This is a genomic window from Streptomyces sp. NPDC048612 (assembly GCF_043199295.1).
Classification (GTDB): domain Bacteria; phylum Actinomycetota; class Actinomycetes; order Streptomycetales; family Streptomycetaceae; genus Streptomyces.
The window spans coordinates 1-21,339 of the sequence record NZ_JBICVV010000011.1 but is presented as its reverse complement, the minus strand read 5'-3'; the positions used below and the strand labels follow the sequence as shown (position 1 = coordinate 21,339).

19 protein-coding genes and 5 pseudogenes are annotated in these 21,339 nt (G+C 68.4%); 13 read left to right on the top strand and 11 right to left on the bottom strand.

The genetic code is table 11. From position 1 onward, the window contains the following. Positions 1-80 precede the first annotated feature (80 nt). Positions 81-437, top strand: coding sequence for a MerR family transcriptional regulator (locus ACGFN2_RS18435; protein WP_393361530.1), 357 nt, complete (start codon positions 81-83; stop codon positions 435-437). A 106-nt stretch (positions 438-543) separates the two neighbouring features. Here the strand turns inward: ACGFN2_RS18435 and ACGFN2_RS18430 are convergent. Further along, positions 544-793 (bottom strand): annotated as a pseudogene (locus tag ACGFN2_RS18430) (IS5/IS1182 family transposase); the annotation flags it as partial. A 69-nt stretch (positions 794-862) separates the two neighbouring features. Beyond that, positions 863-1,011 (bottom strand): annotated as a pseudogene (locus tag ACGFN2_RS18425) (IS5/IS1182 family transposase); the annotation flags it as partial. A 133-nt stretch (positions 1,012-1,144) separates the two neighbouring features. Between ACGFN2_RS18425 and ACGFN2_RS18420 the strand changes: the two are divergent. Continuing rightward, the gene (locus tag ACGFN2_RS18420; protein ID WP_362614763.1) at positions 1,145-1,960 is read left to right on the top strand and encodes an SDR family oxidoreductase; all 816 of its coding nucleotides are present in this window, start codon (positions 1,145-1,147) and stop codon (positions 1,958-1,960) included. Positions 1,961-2,140: 180 nt separating this feature from the next. Here ACGFN2_RS18420 and ACGFN2_RS18415 read toward each other — a convergent pair whose 3' ends face one another. Beyond that, on the bottom strand, positions 2,141-2,473 hold the full coding sequence (locus tag ACGFN2_RS18415; protein WP_393361528.1) for a hypothetical protein: 333 nt from the start codon (positions 2,471-2,473) through the stop codon (positions 2,141-2,143). A gap of 708 nt (positions 2,474-3,181) precedes the next feature. Between ACGFN2_RS18415 and ACGFN2_RS18410 the strand changes: the two genes are divergently transcribed. The 4 genes from ACGFN2_RS18410 to ACGFN2_RS18395 all read left to right on the top strand — a co-directional run bounded on the left by ACGFN2_RS18410 (position 3,182) and on the right by ACGFN2_RS18395 (position 7,427). After that, entirely contained in the window at positions 3,182-4,501 is a 1,320-nt protein-coding gene (locus tag ACGFN2_RS18410) for a DUF4157 domain-containing protein (protein ID WP_393361526.1), read from the top strand. 1,098 nt (positions 4,502-5,599) lie between these two features. Then, positions 5,600-5,887 (top strand): hypothetical protein, encoded by a 288-nt coding sequence (locus ACGFN2_RS18405; RefSeq protein WP_393361523.1) that lies wholly within the window; start codon positions 5,600-5,602, stop codon positions 5,885-5,887. A 486-nt stretch (positions 5,888-6,373) separates the two neighbouring features. Further along, positions 6,374-6,865: an alcohol dehydrogenase catalytic domain-containing protein gene (locus tag ACGFN2_RS18400; RefSeq protein ID WP_393361520.1), complete on the top strand. Its 492-nt coding sequence runs from the start codon at positions 6,374-6,376 to the stop codon at positions 6,863-6,865. Positions 6,866-7,211: 346 nt separating this feature from the next. Continuing rightward, positions 7,212-7,427, top strand: coding sequence for a hypothetical protein (locus ACGFN2_RS18395; RefSeq protein WP_362614563.1), 216 nt, complete (start codon positions 7,212-7,214; stop codon positions 7,425-7,427). A gap of 1,268 nt (positions 7,428-8,695) precedes the next feature. Here the strand turns inward: ACGFN2_RS18395 and ACGFN2_RS18390 are convergent. After that, positions 8,696-9,148, bottom strand: coding sequence for a helix-turn-helix domain-containing protein (locus ACGFN2_RS18390; protein ID WP_362614560.1), 453 nt, complete (start codon positions 9,146-9,148; stop codon positions 8,696-8,698). Between the two features lie 169 nt (positions 9,149-9,317). On the opposite strand from ACGFN2_RS18390, the pseudogene ACGFN2_RS18385 reads away from it, so the two are divergent. Then, a pseudogene (locus ACGFN2_RS18385) lies at positions 9,318-9,745 on the top strand (MFS transporter); the annotation flags it as partial. Between the two features lie 1,577 nt (positions 9,746-11,322). On the opposite strand, the gene ACGFN2_RS18380 reads toward ACGFN2_RS18385, so the two are convergent. The 3 genes from ACGFN2_RS18380 to ACGFN2_RS18370 form a co-directional block, all read right to left on the bottom strand. After that, positions 11,323-11,628 (bottom strand): transcriptional regulator, encoded by a 306-nt coding sequence (locus tag ACGFN2_RS18380; RefSeq protein ID WP_362614557.1) that lies wholly within the window; start codon positions 11,626-11,628, stop codon positions 11,323-11,325. Next, entirely contained in the window at positions 11,628-12,080 is a 453-nt protein-coding gene (locus ACGFN2_RS18375; protein WP_362614555.1) for a hypothetical protein, read from the bottom strand. The genes ACGFN2_RS18380 and ACGFN2_RS18375 overlap by 1 nt, the downstream gene beginning before the upstream one ends. A gap of 538 nt (positions 12,081-12,618) precedes the next feature. Further along, positions 12,619-13,533 carry a 4-hydroxy-tetrahydrodipicolinate synthase family protein gene (locus tag ACGFN2_RS18370; RefSeq protein WP_393361515.1) on the bottom strand — a complete coding sequence of 305 codons (915 nt, stop codon included), beginning with the start codon at positions 13,531-13,533 and terminating at the stop codon, positions 12,619-12,621. 134 nt (positions 13,534-13,667) lie between these two features. Here ACGFN2_RS18370 and ACGFN2_RS18365 point away from each other — a divergent pair, with 134 nt between their 5' ends. From ACGFN2_RS18365 to ACGFN2_RS18350, 4 genes and pseudogenes are all read left to right on the top strand, one after another. Next, a complete protein-coding gene (locus tag ACGFN2_RS18365; RefSeq protein WP_393361512.1) occupies positions 13,668-14,600 on the top strand; it encodes a LysR substrate-binding domain-containing protein in 933 nt (310 codons plus the stop codon). Positions 14,601-14,729: 129 nt separating this feature from the next. Continuing rightward, positions 14,730-14,822: pseudogene (locus tag ACGFN2_RS18360) on the top strand (IS5/IS1182 family transposase); the annotation flags it as partial. A 127-nt stretch (positions 14,823-14,949) separates the two neighbouring features. Then, positions 14,950-15,582, top strand: a complete 633-nt coding sequence (locus ACGFN2_RS18355) for an HAD family hydrolase (protein ID WP_393361509.1) — start codon at positions 14,950-14,952, stop codon at positions 15,580-15,582. Between the two features lie 317 nt (positions 15,583-15,899). Beyond that, positions 15,900-15,965: pseudogene (locus ACGFN2_RS18350) on the top strand (pentapeptide repeat-containing protein); the annotation flags it as partial. 8 nt (positions 15,966-15,973) lie between these two features. Here the strand turns inward: ACGFN2_RS18350 and ACGFN2_RS18345 are convergent. Next, positions 15,974-16,171, bottom strand: coding sequence for a hypothetical protein (locus tag ACGFN2_RS18345; protein ID WP_393361506.1), 198 nt, complete (start codon positions 16,169-16,171; stop codon positions 15,974-15,976). Between the two features lie 752 nt (positions 16,172-16,923). Between ACGFN2_RS18345 and ACGFN2_RS18340 the strand changes: the two genes are divergently transcribed. After that, positions 16,924-17,748, top strand: a complete 825-nt coding sequence (locus ACGFN2_RS18340) for a hypothetical protein (protein WP_393361503.1) — start codon at positions 16,924-16,926, stop codon at positions 17,746-17,748. A gap of 717 nt (positions 17,749-18,465) precedes the next feature. Here the strand turns inward: ACGFN2_RS18340 and ACGFN2_RS18335 are convergent. Next, complete coding sequence (locus tag ACGFN2_RS18335; protein WP_393361500.1) at positions 18,466-19,299, bottom strand: PIG-L family deacetylase; 834 nt, start codon at positions 19,297-19,299, stop codon at positions 18,466-18,468. A 532-nt stretch (positions 19,300-19,831) separates the two neighbouring features. Between ACGFN2_RS18335 and ACGFN2_RS18330 the strand changes: the two genes are divergently transcribed. Next, positions 19,832-20,188, top strand: a complete 357-nt coding sequence (locus ACGFN2_RS18330) for a hypothetical protein (RefSeq protein ID WP_362614460.1) — start codon at positions 19,832-19,834, stop codon at positions 20,186-20,188. 172 nt (positions 20,189-20,360) lie between these two features. On the opposite strand, the gene ACGFN2_RS18325 is transcribed toward ACGFN2_RS18330, so the two are convergent. Together ACGFN2_RS18325 and ACGFN2_RS18320 are read right to left on the bottom strand one after the other, a co-directional pair. Beyond that, positions 20,361-20,507: a hypothetical protein gene (locus ACGFN2_RS18325; RefSeq protein WP_393361497.1), complete on the bottom strand. Its 147-nt coding sequence runs from the start codon at positions 20,505-20,507 to the stop codon at positions 20,361-20,363. A 78-nt stretch (positions 20,508-20,585) separates the two neighbouring features. Beyond that, on the bottom strand, positions 20,586-20,936 hold the full coding sequence (locus ACGFN2_RS18320) for a hypothetical protein (protein WP_393361494.1): 351 nt from the start codon (positions 20,934-20,936) through the stop codon (positions 20,586-20,588). Positions 20,937-21,339: the final 403 nt, after the last annotated feature.

Below are 21,339 nucleotides of genomic sequence, written 5' to 3'. Positions count from 1 at the left end.
GCCATCGGCCCGGAATGGGACCGACCTGTGCACTGTTGCTCCCTGACACTGTGGGAAGGTCAAGATGGAGGGGGTGGCCGGTGCTGATCGGGGAGCTATCGCGACGTGTCGGAGTCAGCGAGCGCCTGCTGCGCTACTACGAGCGTGTGGAGCTGATTCACTCAGAACGCCGTGCCAACGGCTATCGCGAGTACGACGACCGGACGGTGGAGACGGTGCGGCGCATCCGCACCCTGCTGGCCGCCGGCCTGCCCACCCGCATCATCCGCCAGGTCCTGCCCTGCACCTCTGACGAGGCGACGCTGCGCCCCTGTCCGGGCGTTCTCACCAGCCTCCGTGACCAGCTGAATGTCCTCGACCAGCGCGCCGCCGACCTGGAGACCACGCGCGGCCTTCTGCGCCGGACGATCGCCGCTACGGAGAACGCAGCAGAATAGGACCGGATGCCGGGGGCTCGAATCCCACCAGCGGTTCGCGTGAGGCTGCCGAGCTAAAGCGCGGCTGTGATCAGGCAGGTCAGTGGCAGGTATTGACGAATGTGCGTCAGACGGCCAGGGCGAGGTTGTGCAAGTGGGTGACGGCCTCGACCGTGTGATGGAGTCCGTTGCCGTGTTGCCGGCAGTCGCGGAGGATTTGGCAGTGCTTCATACGGGCGAACGTGTGCTTCGCGTGGGCTCTCACTCGCGGGTCTCTGGCGTTGTCCGTTTCCTCTTCCTCGCCGCGTCGCAGTGGCCCGGTCAGGGCGTTTGCGGTGCGGGAGGACGAGGCTGGTGTTGGTGTACGCGCCGTGGCCGAGGGCAGTCATGCCCGGCGGCGTATTCGGTCAGGCGGCCGGACTCCCGCTACACACGGGCGTCGGCCCGTTGCCTGGAACAGACCGGGCGGTGGCGATCACCAGCCTTGTGCCCGTGTCAATGATGACCTGCACGTTCGCCGGGAACCGGTAGCCGTGGGAGGAAGTGGCTGACGCTCCCGGTCGCGCATCGGGATCAACGTGCCGTCCACGATCCACCTGGCTTGTTTGGGGTGGGCGTGCAGCGTTGTGTGTATCGGTGAGGCTGCTTGGGTCGGTTTGGTGGTGTCGGTGCTTCGTATGCTCGTGGTGCGGGGGACTGGATGCTGATCACTTCGGAGGGGAACGACTATGTCGGAACAGCGTGTTGTCCTGGTGACGGGTGGGGGGACGGGAATCGGGGCGGCTACCGCGCGGCTGTTGTGCGCGGGTGGGCACCGGGTGGTGGTTTCGGGGCGGCGGCCTGGGCCGCTGCGCCGGGTGGCGGAGGAGACCGGGGCGCTGGCCCATCCTTCCGACGCTGCTGACCCGGAGGCTGTGCGTGAGCTTGTGGAGACGGCGGTGGCGGCTTACGGGAGGCTCGATGGTGTGGTGCTCAATGCCGGCATCGGGCGGGGTGGCGCGGTCGGTGACACCGAGGTGGAGGAGTGGGAGGAGCTGATGCGGACCAACCTCACTGGTCCGTTCCTGTTGCTGCGTGCGGCGTTGCCGCATCTGCTGGCGGCCCGTGGTGCGGTGGTTGCGGTGGCTTCGGTCGCCGCGCTCCGTAACAGTGTGGGTAACGCCGCTTATGCGACGTCGAAGGCGGGGTTGCTGCACCTCTGCCGTTCTCTTGCTGTTGATTACGGGCCCCAGGGGTTGCGGGCCAATGCGGTGTGCCCGGGTTGGGTACGTACGGAGATGGCTGACCAGCGGATGGCGCGGTTTGCGGCGGAGGCGGGGCTGGCGGGTGGTGCCGAGGCGGGGTACGAGGAGGCGAGCCGGCTGACTCCCGCCGGGCGGCCGGGTGATCCGGAGGAGGTCGCCGGGGCGATCGACTGGCTGCTGTCGCCCGCCGCGTCCTACGTCAACGGGGCCGTTCTCACCGTCGACGGCGGGGTGACCACGGTCGGTGTCGGCGGTGTCGCGTTCGACCACCGGATCGAGGCGCGTAGCCCGCGTCTGTAGTGGACTACTGGCAGGCCTGTTCCGCAGGCCCGTGGCGGGGCTGGAACCCATGGGGAGCCAGGAACGCATGGCGGGCTGAGGTCCGGTAGAGGCCGGGCCTGGGCGGCGTCCCAGTGGTAGCCGTGCTCGTCGCCGGGGCGTGGGGGAGGCGGTGGCCGACGTCAGCCCACTCCGGTCCGGTCAGGGCATGGTCGTCGGGATGGAGCCCTGCGGCGGAGGAAGGCGCTGGTGCATCGCGGCCGGGTGGGTGTGCGCTGCCAGACGGTGTGCCGGCGGTGGGCGCCGGGGCAGGGCATGGCGACGCTGGGCCGGTATCTCGCCGCCGGCGGACAGTCGCAGCCGCGGCATTTCCGAGCGGTGAGTGGTGATCAGGTCGTTGAGCGTGTCGCAGGAGACGGAGACGAGAGCGTCAGGGTCGGCCACGGTGCCGGGGACGTAGCGGTGGTCGCGGTGCAGCGGCTGGGCCAGGAACTCCTCCTGGCCCAGCCGTTTCGCGATGGGCTGGTGAGTCATTGCTTTGGTCACCGTCGTTTGTCAGTCGTTGCTGCCCGAGGCCGGTACCGCCGCCGTTGGAGGTGTCGCGCCCGGGCGCGGGCGGCCTGGTTCTGCCGACGGGCGCGGCCCAGCCCGCCCCACCCGCCCCCGCGGTGGAGCTTTGGTGTGCTGCGGCATCGCTGACTCCAAGGGATCAGACCGTCCCGCATCCAGCAGGGTTCAGAAACAGCGTCGCGCAGCAACTGCTCCGAGAACACGTCCCGTTGAAGGCACAGGCACTGCAGCCTCCATGTTCCAACCCACAGCTGTTCTGCCTCACCCAAGCAGGCTCAGCGACTGTGAGACATGTTGACCGCTCCACATCCGGGGTGCGCCCTGACCACGATCACCCGCTCACTTCGCAGTCGCCCCGATCAGACCCACGCGTCGCACAGGGCCATGAGGTGCGTGACGGCTTCCGCCGAGGTGGAGAGGCTGGCGGGCGGTATGCGAACGTGCCCGTTTGGGCAGGGAGTGTGCCCGGCGGTACCTGGCGGCCTTCGGGGCGCTGTGGGTATACGTGGAGGGTTCGACCTGTGTACCGAAGGGAACTCTGTGCAGGCCCACGCGACTGACCGAGCCTCGAACCAGGCTGACGCCGCCACAGTCCGCACGCCAGCGGTGCGGGCGTCCGGGCCGCCGCCCCATGCTCTGCTGGCTCTGCAGCGCACGGCCGGCAACGCTGCCGTGGCGCAGTTGCTGCGTCAGTCCGGGCACTCCGGGGAGCGGGATGAGCACCGGCACGGCGCCGGCTGCGGCCATGGCGCGCAGCAGGTGCAGCGCTCCGCCGTGCACGAGGTGCTGCGCAGCAGTGGTCAGCCGCTGGATGAGTCAAGACGTGCGGACATGGAGCAGCGCTTCGGTGCGGACTTTTCCGACGTGCGTATTCACTCCGATTCCGCGGCCAAGGATTCCGCGGCCGAGGTGGGTGCGGTCGCCTACACCTCCGGCAGTCACATCGTCGCCGGTGCCGGGGGCCTCGACAGGCACACCCTGGCCCACGAGTTGACGCATGTGATCCAGCAGCGCACGGGGCCGGTGGCGGGGACCGACCGAGGCGACGGCCTGCGTGTCAGTGACCCGTCGGACCGGTTCGAGCGTGAGGCGGAGGCGAACGCCCGGCGTGTGCTGAGCGGGCCCGCGCCGGCGGGCCCCGCGCCCGCCGCGGAGCACTCGGCCCAGGCGGCGCAGGGGTCGGCGCGGCCGGGTGATGTCCAGCGCGTCGAGCACCCGGACAGGATCGACGACGAGGTCCAAAGGCTCTTCGACCAGCTCGGGGGCAGCCTGGCGGACTACCGGGCGCACTACGCGAAATGGGCGCAGGGCGACGTCAAGTGGATCATGAAGAACCCGGACCTCAACGACACCATCGAGGCCCTTGCCGACTACCTGGGTGATCCCGGCTCGCGTGACGAGGCCCAGCTCGGCGCGGACCTCAAGGCCGCCATCCACGGTGATCTGACTGCCACGTCGTCGCAGACGATGGCGGATACCCGGCAGGCGGCCACGAGGGCGAAGAACAAGCTCGTTCTCGGCCGCACCGGCGATACCGGGAACTGGGCCGAGCACCAGAAGGGGAAGCCGGAGGGCGGGGACAGGCTCGCGCTGGACGACCGGCTGGGCCGGAGGCTGAACACGGGGAAGTGGTCTGTCCCCGTGAACTACGCCTTCATGGACGGCGGCATCGAGGAGCGTGCGGTCTTCAAGATCCTCACCCCGCTGGAGTCGAAGATCCAGAGCATGCTGGTCAGCGGGGCCCTCAACGCGACCAACTTCTGGCAGGAGGTCGAGGCCCTGGGACACAGCGCGCTCTGGGACAGCGCGAAGTCCGCCGACGAGGGAGGCCCGCAGGCGATGCTGGGCCACGAACTGCTGCAACTCCTGCGCGCCGGCTACCAGTTCCACGGCCGCGAGAGCAGGTTCGCCCAGGGCGCCAGGCTTGTCGCGGTCCACCCGGACAAGCCGGCGGCCGACCCCGGAGACAAGACCAAGCCGCTCACCCTTTGACGGCGCCACCGGGCGGGCCGTGCCGCCGGGGCTGGCCGGGAGACCGGCCGGCCCCGGCGGCCGCGCCGAAGGACGCGCGAGCGGATCGGCACGGAAGGTCAGGGCGGGGCCCGTGCGGGCCTTGCCAGCAGACCCTCGCTGCCCCTGCCTCCTTCGCCGAGGTGAGCGCCTCCTTCGGCCAGACGTAGATAGCCGAACAGGTCCAATACTGTGCTTGGTTCGCATGCGGTCGGCATCCGGCGCGGCCGGACGGATCGTGACGGGCGAGGTTGGCCGAGGGCGTGCTCTGCGCCTCGGGGGCCGTGCCGGCGCCGAGGTTCGGCCTGCCGGGGTGTTCCGTAAGGGGAGCAGCTTCAATGGAAGACTGGCCGACGGGAACGGAGCCCCAGGTCAGTTCTTCCGTCCAGGTGCTGGGCGAACCGTCCTGGTGAACGGGGCTGTACGGACCGGCCCGCCCCTCCTGCCCCGGGCGCTGGTGGTCGAGTCGGCCGTCGGCTGGGCGACCGCACGGTACGGCCGAGTGCTCATGCCGTGGGCCCGGGCGCCAGGAACGCCACGGGCCTCTGGAGAGCAGCCCTTCGAGGGCGACCCGCGGGACGAGACAGCGCCCCCGGCCGACGGAGTGCGCTGCGCGGGATGCCGTATCCAGCCGGCCGAGCCACCGGCCGCTTCGGCCGCACGCTCCGCCGCCTGGTCGCCGGAGACGAGTCCCCTGGGGTGCGGTCAGCCCACCCCGACACCGTTATCTGCGGACACCCGCAGGATGGGGACCGCACAGGGCCTCATAGCCTGGGACCGAACTCGCCTGGCGCGCCGGGCTGACCGCATCACAACAGGGGGATCTGCATGTCCGCGTACTCACCACCACCACAAGGGCCCGCTCCCTGGGGCCAGCAGCAGCCCGGACCGGCCCCGTACGGGCAGCCCGCAGGACACGGTGCCCCAGCCTCTTATGGGCCGCCTGCCACCGGCTCGCTCCTGCACGCTCAGCAGCCTGTCCATGGGCCTTACCCGGTCCAGCCCTCAGGCGTACCGATGTTCACGCCGACGGGCCCTGCACGACGTCCCTGGCTCCGGCCGCTCATCGGGATCGGCGCCGTGAGCGCCGTCATGGCAGGATTTTGGGCATTGACCATGGCCACGGACGACGGAAAGCCCCCGGCGGAAGTCGCCCGCTACGCGGACGCCGGGGACTGCCTGGATAACCGCGGCACACACGCGAACCCAGTCCTTTTCACCATCGCCTGCAGCGACACCAAAGCCAACTACAAAGTCATGTTCAGCGCCACCGCTCAGGGCAAATGCCCGCAGGAATTCGACGAGTACACCGAGCGCGGCGGCCGGAACGGCAATACCACACTGTGTATGACCCGGGTGCGTCACTAGCCAGGTTTGCGTCTCATGCCGCCGCCGGGCCAGCGCCGCGTCACGGCGCTTGACCGCCGCCCGGCAGTTCATGACGGCCGCCGGGCCGGCCGACGCCCTGCAGTGCCGCCGTAGGAGCAGCAGGAGTCGGGCTGGGACGTGGTGAGACCAGCAGTACGCGGCTTGGCCCAGGGAAGGGAGATCCGCCGAGCGGATGCGCCTGCGCGCCGCATGCCTGCCTGCCCGTCCGCCACCGGCCGGATGAGAGCCCAGCGAATGCCGGAATCTTATATGCGAGCCGCGTGTTCACTGCCAAGGCTTGCACATGGCGCAGGGGATTACGGCATCACGCTTGCCTCGCTCCTGTGCCGGCTGGCACCCGTGTCCGGCACGGGGCGCATCAGCTGCGGAAAGCCATAGGAAACAGGAAAGGAGCGTCATGCGGGCGGTCGTGCATGAGGGGGCGAAGGGGCGGGTGGGCTGCGGCTCACCGAAACCGCCGAGCCGGTGCCGGGCTCCGGTGAGGTCCGGGTAGGGCTGCGGGCGGCAGGCCTGAACCATCGTGACCTGTTCCTGATGGACGGCCGTCGCGGCGATGAGCCGGCGTTCATTCCGGGATCTGACGGTGCCGGCGTGGTGACCGCAGTCGGTGACGGTGTGTCAGGAGTGCGGGTCGGCGACGAGGTGGTGATCAACCCGTCAATGGGCTGGGAACGCAGCACGCATACGCCGACCGTGCCGGACATCCTGGGCGGGCCGACGAACGGCACGCTCGCCGAGGCCGTCGTCGTCCCGGCTGTCAATGCCCTGCCCAAGCCGGCGCACCTGTCGTGGCCGGGGGCCGCCGCGTTGCCGCTGGCGGCGCTGACCGCCTACCGGGCGGTGTTCACCCGGGGCGAACTCAGCCCGGGGGAGCACCTGCTGGTCCCCGGCATCGGGGGCGGCGTCGCCGGGTGGGCACTGCTGCTGGGCAAAGCAGCAGGGGCGCGCGTCACGTGACCTCGCGCAGTGCGGCGAAACGTGCGCGCTCCCTGCGTATGGGTGCCGATCAGGCACTGAGCAGCGGCGGTGACTGGGCGGACGAACTCGGCCGGGCAAGCGTCGACCTGGCCGTTGACGGTGTCGGTCCCGCCGTCTTCGACTGCGTCTGTGTCCTGCCTTGCCATTGCTGCCAGGCCGCGCGTGCGGCGCGCCGCACAGCTCCACTGGAAGCCGACCGCCGACGGCACCGGGCCAAAGGCCCTGCGCGCGGTCGCCGCGGGCTGTAGGTGATGCGACAGTGACGCTCACGCTGCACCATGGAGCGCCGCGACTCCCGAGCCGGCACCGTGAGGAAGGAACCGACATGAACGGACGATCAGCCATCGCGACGAAAGCGGCCTCAGCAGGCCTGGGCTGGGGAGTGCTCTCGTTCGCCGTCTCCGTGCCCGTCCGGGCCATCTTGTACGACGAGCAGGCGCTCTCCGGTGGCAACCTCACCACCTTTGCCGTGGTCACCACAGTGGCAGCGGCTGCGACCTGGTTCGGCATCAACCGCCGGAACCCCCGCACGACGGACTGACGGTCCTCGTCGCGCGCTGACCCGTATGACGGCTGGGCCTGGATGGGAAGTCATCTGGGCCCGGCAGCACAACCGGTGCCCCCGTCTCGCAGATGCCCTGGGTGACTCCGCTGGAAGGGGGCGCAGGCCGCGGCCGTCGATCCCGTCCGCGGGACTCATCAGAACGCGGTCCCCGGCCCCTCTCGCGGCTCGGCTCATCTCGCGGCTGCGGGCCACCGCGTCTGCAGGCCGCCGACTGCGCCTGACATCAGCGTGCGGCCGTCCGCTCGCCTTTGGAACTCAGTGCTCTCCGTGCCGCGGAACGCGGCTCCGCGGGACAGACCGCAGACCGCTCCAGCTGGTCGCGGTGCCACCCGTGACCCACAAGACCGCCTTGTTCAGGGGGTGGTGATGATGCTGTGGGTGCAGATCTGCGTCCGCCGATGTGGCGGGTGCCGTACGTCTCCTCCTGGCCATATTGCCCGTATCTCCATGTCACGCGGCCGTACTGTGCCCAGGCGCGTTCGCAGCCGCCGGGGGCGACGCGCCGGCCTTTGACGCGCCTGTCGAGGCGGGCGGAAGGCCCCGGTGTGCATGTTGGAGAGGAAGGCGTCCAGGACGACGTGGCGGATGCGGCAGCGCTGAGCGCTTCGGCCCCTGCTCTCGCCTCGCGGGAGGCCCCGCTGACCGCTCCTTTCTCGCAGGTCAAAGCGGTGCGGCGTGGTCTGCGTAACCGACATCACCGATGCCCAGCACCACACGCGGCCAGGACCCGGCTACCGCCTTCACACCACCCGCAGGGGACCCGCTGTCCCTCCCTGTCGCCGGCCACCTGCCCGGCCGTGACCACAAGCCCACCGCCGCCCCGGCTGCGCCCTTCCTGCCCCTGGAGCCGGGGGATTGGGACATCCCGCGCGTGCCGCTGAGCCCGGCCGCACCGTCATCGCCGCCCGCCTACTGGGCTCGGAGACCAGGATGCCCCCGGGCTGTGGCGGGGGGAGTAGCAAGCGGCGGCAGACGGCTACATGGTGGCCGACGCCTTGCTCCGCCCGCCCGGCTTCGGCCGTGGCACGGCACTGCGTACACAGCGGGCCCTCGGGGGCTCGGCCCGGACCCTTACGTGAGCGCGCCGCCAGGGGCCAGCACAGCTCAGCACCGGCGCAGCGCAGCCCCCGCATCAAGTGCAACGGCGCGTCGCCACCGCTGAATCGAGGAATCCATCCCGCGTCTCCGGCGGAGGTCACCGAGTGCTGCTGTCCTGCCTCAGGCGATCGGGGCCGCAGCTCGGTTCACTGGGCGGAGACCTTGTGAACGGTGGTGTCGTCAGGGTTCAGCCGTCGCCCGTCCGCTGACAGCACGTCCAGTGCGCGGAGGCGCTGTCCCTGTTGGCGGTCGACCAGTTGTGAGTGTTCTTCGCCGGGGGCGAAGAAGTTCTGTTCGCCCCACTGCCGCAGTGCCACGATGACGGGGAAGAGTGCCTTGCCCTTCGGCGTCAGTGCGTACTCGCGGTAGGCGCTGCCGTCCGAGGCCGGGACGGATTCGAGGACGCCGCCGGCGACCAGGGTGCGCAGACGCGCGGTGAGGATGTTCTTCGCGACGCCGAGGCTGCGCTGGAACTCCCCGAAGCGCCGGCTTCCGTCGAAGGCGTCCCGCACGATCAGCAGGGACCACCAGTCGCCGATCGCGTCCACCGACCGGGCGACGGGGCATTCGCTGTCGTCGAAGCGCGTCCTGGTCACCATGGCGTCTGCATCCCTTCACTCGCACGCTGGTTGCAACATGCTACCAGTGAACGTACCGTCGCCACTGGTGGCAAGATGAAACCAGATGCGCGAAGGAGTCCTGATGAACGGCAATGGCGAGGCTGTAACACGACGGACCGAAACCCGAAGCGGGGAAGGCTCTGCGTTCATCCTGTCCCGTGGCGTCCTCACGGTGTTCGCCGTCGCCTGCGGAGCCGCGGTGGCCAACGTCTACTTCGCCCAGCCACTCCTGGTGACCATGGGCCACGACCTCGCCATGAGCCCCGCCCTCGTCGGCAGCGTCGTCACCCTCACGCACGTCGGATACGGACTGGGACTCTTCTTCCTCGTGCCCCTGGGCGACGTGACCGACCGCCGACGGCTCATCGTGGCCCAGTTACTGCTCCTGGTGGCGGCACTGACCGTGGTAGCCACCGCCCACACGGCGGCGATCGTGCTCGCGGGCATGGCCGCGACGGGGCTTCTCGCGGTCGTCACGCAGACACTGGTGGCCTTCGCGGCCTCACTGGCTTCTCCCACCGGGCGCGGACGGGTCGTAGGCCTGGTCACCAGCGGCGTGGTCGTCGGAATCCTCGATCGGCAGCGCCACCGGCGCCCTCGCCGCGACCACCCTCTACATGGTGGCTGGCTGGGGCACCATATGCGCCCTGGGCGCCGCCTTCAGCTGCCTCGGACTCGCCCTGTGGGCGGTCACCCGCCACCGCACCCTGGCCCCGCCGACAAGGTGAATTCCCACAGCGAAACCTGAGCGCTCTCGCCGCTGCGGCTCGCGGCCTGGACGGCCCACGCGCACGCCACCACACCGGCGGTCAACGCCTTGCGGCTGCACGTCGGATGACCGGTCGGATGCGGGCTGCCCGACGGTGCACTGGCCGTGGTGAACAGCCACCAATCGCGGGTCGGCGCCGACGTTCATCTCCATCCATCGCCCCATTACGGGCCCCGCCGGCGTCTCGCGGGAAGTACGCGGCCTGGTGCTCTTGCGGTCGGGCGCCGATAGGCACCGTCGGCACCGCATCTGGCGTCGGCGACGAGGCGACATCTGTCTGTCGCTGGCTCTCCCGGCACCACCACCGCACTTGTGCCGCTAACCCGCGGCCCCTGCATGGTGCTGCTCGCCACCGCACGTAGCACCGCTGCGCCCTGCGGCCCACTGCTCGCGAATTCTCCCTAACCCACGCCCTGACGTGCGGGTTTGGCGGATTCGCAAAGACTGGAACCGGGGGGAGCCGACGCTCGACGGTGGCACCCGATCGCGCCAAAGGGGCGCGACACCACGTGCCCAGCGCACCCCGACGGAGAGAGACCCGACGATGACAACGACCCCGACAGGCCATCAGGCGCCCGCACCGGCTCCCGCACCCGTACCGGGGCAGTTCGCACCGCCCACCCTCCAGCTGCCCGTGGGCGGCCCGCCGTCCACGGACCGGGTGAGACTGCCTACGCGGTCGCCTACGGAGGCTCTGCAACGGCGTACGCGGTCGCTTCGACGCCTGTCGCGGCCGGACCGGTGACCCTGCAGCCGGATGTGCCGACGCCACGGCGCTCCTGGCGCACGGCTCCGCACCGTCGGTAGGGCGTGGCCCAGACCGTCCAGGCGTTCCGGGCCGGTCGGCGGAGCGGGCATGCGCCTGCTCAACCGCAGCGCCCAACCCTCCGTCAGCGCCCCCGCCCCGGCGGGCAGCGCCGTCCCTTCCGGTTCCCCGTCGACCAGGACCAGGCTGCGGCCCGCACCGAGATCGACCGCGGCCACCGTTCTGTCACCCACTTACCGTCGACGTGAACGCGACATCCACCGGCGCCGAGGGCGCGGCGACCGTGGCCTGCCCCCCACCGACAGCGCCCGCCCACCACGCACCGCGCCGTCGATCCGACCGTGCCGTCCGGAAAGACGAGCGCTGCGGTATCCGGGTCGGCGAACACGGTGGGGTCTGCGGCGTTCGGTAGGGCTGTCCGGCGGCGGGTGTCCTCAGGGGCAGGTCGGGAGGGGTGGGGTTCTGCGTCGGAAGTGTGACTGCTGACGCAGTGCCTCCTTCTTCAGGGCGAGTTGGTTGAGTACCTGGACGAGTGCGGGCCCGTCCGTGCACGCAGGTGCCTTTCGGCGCCTGGGAGGAGCGCGGTATCGGACGTCGCGTCGTCCTTGCTGGCGACGGTTATGTGCCGTGTGGCCCGCGTGCTGCCGCCACGATCCTTTCCAGAGCCGAGGCGTGACGCTGAAACCTCTGCCGCCCGTGTGCGGTGAGCCTGAGGTGGGTGTGTCGGCCCGTGCGGTTCCGTGTTTTGCGTACCTCTACGTAGCCGGCGTCCGTTAGGGCGGCGACCTGTTTGGACAGTGCAGAGTCACTGGTGCCCACGGTGTCGCGCACGAAGCCGAACTCCACCCAGTCGGCTGGAGCCAGCAGTGCGACGACCGACAGTCGCGCCTGAACGTGCAGGAATTCATCGAAGTCCGGGTCCATCAGCCCTGGTCGTCCTTCTTGGTGATCCTTTTGACGATCGGACGGGTCGCATACGTGGCCACGAGTGTCGCCAGGGCCGCGACGGCCGCGGCGGGTACGGACGGAGTTGGCAGACCGATCAGGCGGGCGACGATTAACGCTGCGATGAAGACCGCGACAACGACTGCCGCCAGCCACACGGTGAACAGCACCTCGGCGCGGGATTGCTTCCTGCGTACGCGGGCCTGGCGGTACTGCACAAGCAGCCCGCCCGCGATCAGGCCGCCCGCGATCAACTTGGCGGCGAGGCTCCAGGGGGTCGGTAGGTCGATGGACGCTCCCATGGCGAACACGGCCAGTGCCGCGATGAGCCCTTGGGCGCCGGAGGAGATGTGGCGCACGTACTCGTCGCGGGTCTGTCCTTGGCGCTGGTGTATGGCGTCGAGCGCGGTCTGGGCATCGTAAGAGGTCATGAGCGTCCCCGATCATCCGGCCATCCAGGTGGTTTCCTGAAAGGAAAGTACCTGGTTCTTTCCCATGAGGAAAGAGGGTGGTGGCGGCTCGCGAGCGACGGGAGGCCAGTGATCGCCTACGGGAGCGGGCACCCGCCAACTGCTGGAGCAGCAAGCCGCTCTTGATTAAGTGAGCAGGGGTGTGGGATCACTTTGCTGCGGCCAGATGCACCTCCAGGCCGCCTCGGCGTTCTGTACCGGGTAGTGGCTGATGCCGGTAGGTGAGTGATTGCTCAGTGCGGGCGAGGGTCAGCTGCCAGGACTCCCAGCCGTCGACGTCATCGTTGTCAGTGGTTGTCGCTGCCAGTGGCTACCCGGGCGGCGGGTCGTCGGGCTGCCCAGTCGTGCCCCAGGACGTTGATCCTGCTGTGGCGTTGCAAGGTGGCCGGGGCACGCGCTTTCCGGCCGTGCGCGGCCAGCCTGACTCGGGCCTGCTTCTGGGCGGCTTCGTCGCTGCTTGGCCTGCACATGCGAGGCATCGGCTGTGGTTCGGGAGAGATCAGACCGGGGACGCGTGGCGTGCACGGCTGCCGGCCAGGAGCGCTGCTCGGTGGACTGTACTGGTGGAGGCGGCGAGCAACGGCAGCCGGACGGCCGGGCTGGGAATGCGTTCTTGAGCGTGCAGTACTCCCTTGATCACGGTCGGGTTCGGTTCGGCGAAGAGGGCGGTGGACAGCCGGGCCAACTCGGCGCCGAGTCTGCGGGCGGGTGCAGCAAAGCCGCGGTGCCACAGCGAGATCAGCTCGGCGTAGTCGGCGGTGCGCACATTGGCCGAGGCGACGATTCCGCCGTGGGCGCCCGCCGCGACGAGTGGCGAGATGACGACGTCGTCGCCGCCGAGCACGGCGAAGCCGGGCTGAGGGGCGCCGAGCAACTCCACCGTGGTCGCGTCGATCACGCCGGTCGCGTGCTTGATCCCGACGACGCCCGGCAGGCGGCTGAGCCCTGCGATCGTGCCGGCGCTGAGAGTCTGCCCCGTGCGGTAGGGGATGTCGTACACGATCAGCGGCATGCCGCCGTGTTCGGCCAGCGCGGTGAAATGCGCCAGTGTCCCCGCTTCACCGGGCCGGATATAGGGCGGCGCGGGAACCAGCGCCGCAGCCACGTCCCCGGCGGCCTCCAGCTCGCGCAGCGACGTGATGGCGGTGGCGGTGTCGTTGGTGCCGACCCCGACGATCAGCTGGGCGCTGTGTGCTCGGCAGGCGGCCGAGCAGATGCGCACCACCGTCTGCTTCTCCTCCGCGGTCAACGTGGCCGATTCCGCGGTGGTGCCGAGGGCGACCAGCCCGGAGGCGCCGCTCGACAGTGCCTCTTCGGCGAGGCGGGCCAGCGCATCGGGAGCCAAGCGCAGGTCGGTGGTGAACGGAGTCACCAAGGGGACGTACAGCCCGTTGAAGATCGGATCGAGGTTCATGGTCCCAGCCTGGCTCACACCAACCCGGTAGATCCATTTCTGATTTCTACCTCCATGCCTAAGCTGAACTTATGCTTGATGTTCGTCGTCTGTACCTGCTCCGCGAACTGGACCGGCGGGGCACGATCGCCGCCGTGGCCGAGGCGCTGACCTTCACCGCATCCGCCGTCTCCCAGCAGCTGGGTGTGCTGGAACGCGAGGCCGGCGTGGCCTTGCTGGAACGCAGCGGCAGGCGCGTGGTCCTCACGCCCGCAGGCCGGTCCCTCGTCGCACACGCCGACGCCGTGCTGCAACGCCTTGAACTGGCGGTCGCAGAGCTGGCCAGTGCCCGGGACGGCATCGGAGGGCCACTGCGTATCGGGACCTTCCCCTCCGGCGGTCACACCATCGTGCCCGCCACGCTGGCCGAGCTGGCCCAACGGCATCCCGCGCTGGAACCGATGGTGCAGGAAATCGACTCCGCCCGCGTCTCCGACGGCCTGCGAGCCGGCGAACTCGACGTCGCCCTTGTCCACGACTACGACTTCGTACCCGCGTCGCCGGACACCACCATGGACGAGGTGCCCCTGCTGGAAGAGCCCATGTACCTCGTCACCAACGCCGCGACCAAGAACACCAGCCGCAGCGACACCCTGGCCGAGCTGCTCGGTCCCTATGCAGAGGCTCCGTGGATCACCGCCCGGGACGGCACGACCGGTCACGCAATGGCCGCACGCGCCTGCCAGGCGGCCGGGTTCCAGCCGAGAATCCGCCACCAGGTCAACGATTTCCGCACAGTGCTGGCCCTGGCCGCCACCGGACAAGGGGCCGGATTCGTACCGGAGATGGCCACTGCGCACAGCCCGGCAGGCGTGGTGTTGACCAAGTTGCCGTTGTTCCGCCGATCAAAGGTCGCCTTCCGCGCGAGCGGCGGTACCCATCCGGCGATCGCCGCTTTCGTGGCCGCGGCAAGAACGGCAGTGAGCTCCATGACCGGTTCAGGACCGGATGAGAAGACCGCGATGCGTCACACGGACTCCGCAGGGGCGTCGCCGGAGCCGGGTGCGGAGGCGGACCCGGCGAGTTGACTACGAACCGTGGGCGGACTCAATGCGTCCCGGTCTGGAACTTGAAGGCGATCGCATCGATCACCTCGCGGTGGTCACGCCGGCGTCCACCCTGTTCCGGCGTTTGGCCCGGCAGCTGTTTAAGCGGGTGTTCCGGAGGCGCCGAGCTGTCCGCAAGGTGGTGGACGGCGTGGGCCCGGTGAACACGAAGTCCTCGCTGCGATCGTGTTCGTAGCGACATCGGTCGGCACGCCGGCCGCTCAACGATTTCCACTCCGCCAGGCCGCCGAACACGCGACGTGAGATGACATCTAGGGCTAGTTCCTGGTTGTGATCTTGCTGGGGTCAAACCCCGTGCTATGCAAGGGAGATGACGCCCTCCGAGTTAATGAGCAGGCCCTTTGACGCCGTGCTGTGCGACCTCGACAACGTAATCCGCTTCTACGACATGGCTCCACTGGCGGAGCTGGAACGTGCTGCGGGGGTAGCCGAGGGCACCACCGCAACGGTGGCCTACGACCCCGGAATAGACCTGCCTTACCTCCTCGGCGAGATCACCAAGAGAGAGTGGGTGGACTCCATCGCGTCGGCGCTCTCCGACCGGGTACCGCAGACGCACGCCCGTGAGCTGGGGTCGGCGCTTGCCGAAGCTCCGTTCCGGGCCGACGGCAGGGTGGTGACCCTGCTGCGCCGGGTTCGGGGCCACATGCCCCTGGTCCTGGTCACCAACGCGACCCTGGAACTGGAGCGTGACCTTGAGTCGATGGGGCTGTCGGATCTCGCGACCCACATCGTGAGCAGCGCTCGGGTGGGGGTGGCCAAGCCCGATCCGGCGATCTACGAGATCGCAGCCGATCGGGCAGGGGTCGCTGCCCACCAGTGCCTGTTCGTGGACGACCAGCTGGAGAACGTCGAGGCCGCCACCACGCTCGGAATGACCGGCGTGCATTACCACGAACCTGCTGACCTCCAGAAGGTGCTGGGCTTCCTGCCTGACGACTGAGAAGCGCTTCCTTGACTGAGAAGCGCTTCCTTCGACACTGAGTGGGTGCGTCCGCGCTGCATGCCTGACTTGACCGGCCCAAAGGCCTGCTTCGCATCCTCGTTCACGTACCGGCACCAGCTGGCAGCCGACGACTGGCCCGAGCAGCGCCAGGTGTCTATCGATGTGCTGTGCGCATACCTGCGCATGCCCTGTGAGACCGTCACCGCTGCAACCGGCTTCAAGACAGGCGAGTGGGAAGTCCGACGGTTCATCGCTCAGATCATCCGTGACCGCCGCCGAATCCAAAGACACCGGCGACGTGGTGCGGGCGTGATCTGGACTTCACCGGGGCCACCTTCATCGGGACCACCTTCGACGGTGCAGATTTCCACAGCGCGCACTTCACCCGTCACCTCTCCTTCTCGAACGCGCACGTCACCGGCGGCGCGGTCCTCTTCATCCGGACCCGGTTCAGCAGAGTGCCGACCTTCCTCGATAAGCCGCTGTTCACCACCGGCCAGGTCTGCCTCCGCCGAACGCGTTCACCGGCGGCACACTCTCCTTCCGAGAAACGAAGTTCACCGGTGGCAAGGTCGAGTTCGACCACGCGGAGTTCGCCAGCGGCACCGTCACCCTCAACAGCGCAGAGCACACCGGCGGCCCGGTCACCTTCCACGGTGCGCAGGTCGACACCGCGGCCGACATCGACTGGACCTCTTTCCCGCGGTACCGCCCAGACCAGAACACCGGCAACCCAGGCGTGAAGGTTCGTGCAGCGCCAGATCTCACACGACGGCGGCGAGCCCACTGGTGGAGAGCGACGCCCGACGCCCGGGACGGTGCTGTGCGGCAGGCTGGTTCGGAGGGCCACTGTTGCGCCGCGTCGCGCCAGGGCGCGGCGGGCCGTTGGACCAGCACGGGGCCAGCTTGTCCCCGCGCTGGTCCAGCGCGGCGGCCAAGGCATGGAGCTGTCGCTCGATACGGTTTCCTCGGACTCTCCGGCAACTTCGGGAAACCCCCTGTATTGCCGTACGGGCCTTGTGGGGTGGCTTCCCTGCGCGTTCATATCTGGCTCAGAGTAAGGCTAGTGCTACGGGGAGCGAATTCAGTAGCTATCGGACGTCTGTCTGCGCCTCAGTATCGCCATAGCTGGTGATGTGGATAGCCGCAGTCTGGGTCGGTCCTTCATACGCTGAAAGGTCGCAACCGCCGGGTGGCTGTGCCCGTCTGGGGAGGAAAGCCCGACGTTCCAAGAACGGAGTAGCGATGGTCGACTCTCAGAAGCCGCAGAGGGAACCGCTCCGCGATGGGATCTCCCCGTCATCTCATACCGCGGCCGGTTCTGGTGGGGGCCCGGCCGTGCCGGACTCCCCGGAGGGAGCTGTTCCCCGGCCCGAGCCGCAGCGTAAGGGCCTTGGCACTGCAACCGTCATCCTCGCCGTCATCGGCTTCGTGATCCTTGCGTTCCTCGGCGTCGTCGGCACGGCGGCCGGCCCTGCGCGGCTCCTCTTCTGGGTGGCGGCCATCATTGAGATCACAGCTCTGGCGCTGGGGATTCTCGGGGCTCGACGGTTCAAGCGGGGTTACGCCGACAAGCGGGGCAGGTGCTTGACTGGCGCGGTCCTTGGCGGGCTGGCCACTGTGTGGTGCGTCAACGGTGCCGTGGCCGCCACTGACCCGTTCCAGCAAGTCCCATGCCAGGCTGAGCAGTCGACTACGAAGCCGTCTTCGCAGGCCAAGTCCGGGAGCCCAGCGGTGAAGTTCCGCACCACCTGGTGCTTCAGGAACGGCGTGCAGGCGACAGTCTCGGCGCCGGAGCCATACACGCCTCGCGAGGTGAGAGACGGCGGGTATACGCAAGGTAATCGACCCGTAGCCGTGCAAGTCACGATCCGCAACGGATCGACCAACATCGTCAATCTGCATGAGTTCCTCAGCCTCGGCGCCAAGGATGCTCACGGGCGGGCAGTCGATCCCATCTTCGAAGGCGAGGACCATTCCAGCGGGGTGGGTGAAACGCTGCTGCTACCAGGGATGGAGAAGGAAATGACGCAGGGGTTCGCCCTTCCTCCGAGCGCGTCGAAGAGGATGTCGGTAGAGGCGAGTGTGGCCCTGGCAGCAGACAGAAGGAGTTTGTGGACAGGGCCTGGTGAAAGCGCGTACTGGAGCGGCCGTGTGCGATGACAGCAAGCGCACCAAAGTGACGGGCCCTGACCTCTGCGGTAAACGAGCCTATGAGCGTCCGGAACTCGTGCTGGAATGCGAGTGCAGGCTCACCGCCTTCGCTGACCCGTTGCCGAGGTGGTCCTCACCGCGACAACAAGTCGGCGGCCCCTCCTCTGTAGCGAGGGGCCGCCCGCTTCCGCGTGTCCACGGACGCAGTGGAAGGTAACGACGAGGTAGACATCGCTCCTGAAACAGGCTCAGAGGCACTCCACGTCCCTCGGTGGGCAACTGCACCTTCAGTTGCCCACCGAGTTGCGTCACGTGTGAAACCCCCGGCAAGAAGGATTCTATGCGTGAGTCTGAAGGCGAAGGTCCCTGCGGGCAGGCGGGTGCCTGCCCGATGGCGGGTTGCCCGACCTTCACTCCTTTGGCTGTCCGCCCGGTCGCGGTGCAGCACCCCGGCCCCAGGTCCGGGTGACGGAGGGAACTGGCCTGATCGGTGAGGGCCAAATCCGTGCAAAGCGCGACCTCGTGCAGCTGCTCAGCGTCAGGATCGCGCCGATCGCCGATACAGGTCGCCGATCGCCGATGCAGGTCGGCCTGGGCGGGGCCACGCGCGGTGTCAGGTGGTCGCGGGCTGCCGGAGCGAACCCGCGCGGCCTGCCTCCGGGGGTGTGACGCGTTCGGTCGTGCTGTGCGGCTAATGACTTTCCCAGGGCCGGTCGGATGGTTGGATCAGCGCAGTCCGGCGAAGAGGTCGTTCTCGGGTACGGTCGCGCCGGTGGTGTCCTGGACACGTACGAAGGTCTCCATGCCCATCAACTCGCCGAACCTCTCCTTGCCCATCTTGAGGAAGAAGATGTTCTCGCCCTGACTGGCGTGTGCGGCCAGTGCGTCGAACTTCTGGCCGCTGAATGCGGTGGTGTCCACCCACGTGGTGATCTCATCGTCGGGGAGGCCGATTTCGGCCATCGCGGCGGCCTCGGCGGGATCAGGCTCCGGCATGTCCTCATGGAACTCGCGCACGATCTCCCCGAACCGCTGCATCATCGAGCGGGGCATCGTCGTCCAGTACACCTTCGGTGTCAGCGCGGTCATCTCCAGCGCCGCCATCGTGATGCGGTGGGCCTGGATGTGGTCGGGGTGGCCGTAGAAGCCGTTCTCGTCATAGGTGACGACCACATCGGGCCGGTAGTGCCGCATGAGTTGTGCGAGTCGGGCGGCGCCTTCCGCCACGGGGGTCTGCCAGAAGGAGCCAGGGGCGTCGTTGCTCGGCCAGCCCATCATCCCGGAGTCGGCATAGTCCAGCGTTTCCAGATCGCTGATCTTCAGGGCCTCACAGCTGGCCTCCAGTTCTTGACGGCGCATCAGGGCGACGGCCGCCGGATCGTGTTCGGGGTCGCCCGGCTTGGCACCCCCGGGTCCGTCTCCGCAACCGCCGTCGGTACACGTCACGAGAACCGTGCGGATGCCTTCCGCCGCGTACCGCGCGAGGACACCTCCCGTTCCGGTGGCCTCGTCATCGGGATGGGCGTGCACTGCCATGAACGTCAAGGGCCGGTCGGTCATGAACAAGTCCTCCTGCGGAAATACATCCTGGTCTGATGCGTGGCGGGCGTACCACGATCCCGAGGGCCTGACTGTCGGGCGGATGGCCTTTGTCCCCCCACCCGTGCGACGCCGGTCCCTCGGTGGATGCAACAGCGCCGGCAGGACGGCGATTCCCGGAGTGCAGCCCCGGGCATGGGGACACGGGAGTGGCCGCCGCGTGCCGCTCTGAGCACGCGCCCTCATTCCGGCCGGTGGCAATCCCCTGGTCTTGAAGAGCGCCAGGGGCTGCCTGCCCGGGCGTGCTTCCTGCTGTGCGTCCTACATTCCGCCTGCCAACCCCCTACGCGGTCCTCTCCGGCGGAAGAGGCTGAAGCCATTTCAGTAACCATGGTCAAGGGCTGCCCGCCACTTCGACACCCCTCCTTCCCCTCTCTTGCCAGCGGTGGGTGTCAGTGAGTTGAGGGCGGGGTGTCGGGTTCCGGGCCAGGGGCCCGTGGCCGCGTGGCCGAGGACGCATCGGTCGTGCCCGGTGCGGGGGAGAGGATGGGCAGTGGGTGGGGCGAAGCGCCGGCCGTACGGGGCGACGGCCTGGACGCGGCGGATGGCCTTCGTTGCGATGGGTGTGGTGAAGGTGGCAACCGCCGAGGCGATCCGGCAGCTGATGTGCCCGGGCAAGGTCGGCGCGCAGACCGTCCGCAATGGCTGCCTCAGCCTCGGCCGCGACGCCCTGGTGGAGTTGCTCGGCTCGGTCGGCCGCACCAACGACAACGGCAACCTGGTCCCCGAGAAGCTGTGGAACCTGACCGGCGCGGGGCTGGAGGCCGCGGCCGCGGTGCTGGATAGGCCGGTGCGGAGATGCGCGGCACTGCCCGCGGCGCCGTGCGCTCGGGTGCCGAGCACGCGGTGAAGGTCACCGACGCCTCGCCGAGTTCCTCCAGACCCCACCCGAACCGACGCGCCCCGTTCCCGCCATCAGCCCCAGACCGCCGCCCCAGCCCCTCCAGGGCACCGACGGGCAACGCGCTGCCTCCGTGAGTTCTTCCGCCGCACCGTCAAACCACCTAGGCACTGTTCTCGGATCATGTTCGGAGCCAGATCATGAGGGTCGCGACCGTGACGGTTCCGAGGTAGACGTAGGCGCGTTTCTCGTAGCGTGTGGCGACGGCCCGGAAGCCCTTGAGGCGGTTGATGGCTCGCTCGACGGTGTTGCGTTGGCGGCGCTTCATCTTTGCTGAAGCTGTCTGGATCGGCTGCGATGAAATCGCTCTACGCAGCCGCGCCTTGCGACTCAGCGCCCGCAGGGATCAACGCTCCATGAAGATCCTGCGGAGATTTCCCGTCAGGTGTCTATGGATATCGAAACCCTCTTGACCAGAGTAAGGCAGGTTTTCAACAAACGAAACCCTGATCAATTCCCTGACTGTGCAATCGCCATGCACGTATGCGCCCTCGATGAAGTTAATCAATCGAATCCCGATGGCTTCCTCGGCCATGCCCTGCCCAACGTCGCTGAACAAGCTTACCGCCCATCGGGCGACGTCTGCGAGGAAAACGTGGGAGAGGAACTCTTCGTAGAATTCCACATGCTCGGCATGCAAGCTCTCAAGCTGTGGAAGGCTCTGTAGGAGCCCATGAAAGAACTGCTCTTCGTTCATCTCCATCAATTCCCCCCGAGGGCCGACTTAAGGTCGGCAAGTAGGCTTCTCGCCACGATCAAATCCCGCGGACCCCCGTCTCTGTGATTCTTCGATATCCACTTATTGAGCGCCCTAGCGTACTGATTCCCCTTGGCTACGTGATTACGGCCGTGCACGAGTTGACCGGAGCTGAGCTCATCGCGAATCGCCGACATTGTCGTACCGTCTCCAGTCCGAGCCGGGTTAGTCGTCCCCTTATAGAGATCGTTAACCAAGTTCTGAAGTTTTGAATCGGAGACGCGTGGCGTGGGCAGGATACAGTCGCCGCTGTTGTGGACGAGTACTGGTGTGTGTCTGGCGAGGGCATGGTACGTGTGGGTGCCTGTGATGGTGAGGTCGTGTGTCTGTTGCTGCTTGTGGA

Excerpts from the sequence above, each read along its gene's own strand:
- ACGFN2_RS18415 (WP_393361528.1), bottom strand. The coding sequence starts at position 2,473 with ATGACTCACCAGCCCATCGCGAAACGGCTGGGCCAGGAGGAGTTCCTG.
- ACGFN2_RS18335 (WP_393361500.1), bottom strand. The coding sequence starts at position 19,299 with ATGACCGACCGGCCCTTGACGTTCATGGCAGTGCACGCCCATCCCGAT.
- ACGFN2_RS18395 (WP_362614563.1), top strand. The coding sequence starts at position 7,212 with ATGAACGGACGATCAGCCATCGCGACGAAAGCGGCCTCAGCAGGCCTG.
- ACGFN2_RS18325 (WP_393361497.1), bottom strand. The coding sequence starts at position 20,507 with ATGAAGCGCCGCCAACGCAACACCGTCGAGCGAGCCATCAACCGCCTC.
- ACGFN2_RS18375 (WP_362614555.1), bottom strand. The coding sequence starts at position 12,080 with ATGACCTCTTACGATGCCCAGACCGCGCTCGACGCCATACACCAGCGC.
- ACGFN2_RS18355 (WP_393361509.1), top strand. The coding sequence starts at position 14,950 with ATGACGCCCTCCGAGTTAATGAGCAGGCCCTTTGACGCCGTGCTGTGC.
- ACGFN2_RS18390 (WP_362614560.1), bottom strand. The coding sequence starts at position 9,148 with ATGGTGACCAGGACGCGCTTCGACGACAGCGAATGCCCCGTCGCCCGG.
- ACGFN2_RS18380 (WP_362614557.1), bottom strand. The coding sequence starts at position 11,628 with ATGGACCCGGACTTCGATGAATTCCTGCACGTTCAGGCGCGACTGTCG.
- ACGFN2_RS18420 (WP_362614763.1), top strand. The coding sequence starts at position 1,145 with ATGTCGGAACAGCGTGTTGTCCTGGTGACGGGTGGGGGGACGGGAATC.
- ACGFN2_RS18320 (WP_393361494.1), bottom strand. The coding sequence starts at position 20,936 with ATGAACGAAGAGCAGTTCTTTCATGGGCTCCTACAGAGCCTTCCACAG.
- ACGFN2_RS18370 (WP_393361515.1), bottom strand. The coding sequence starts at position 13,533 with ATGAACCTCGATCCGATCTTCAACGGGCTGTACGTCCCCTTGGTGACT.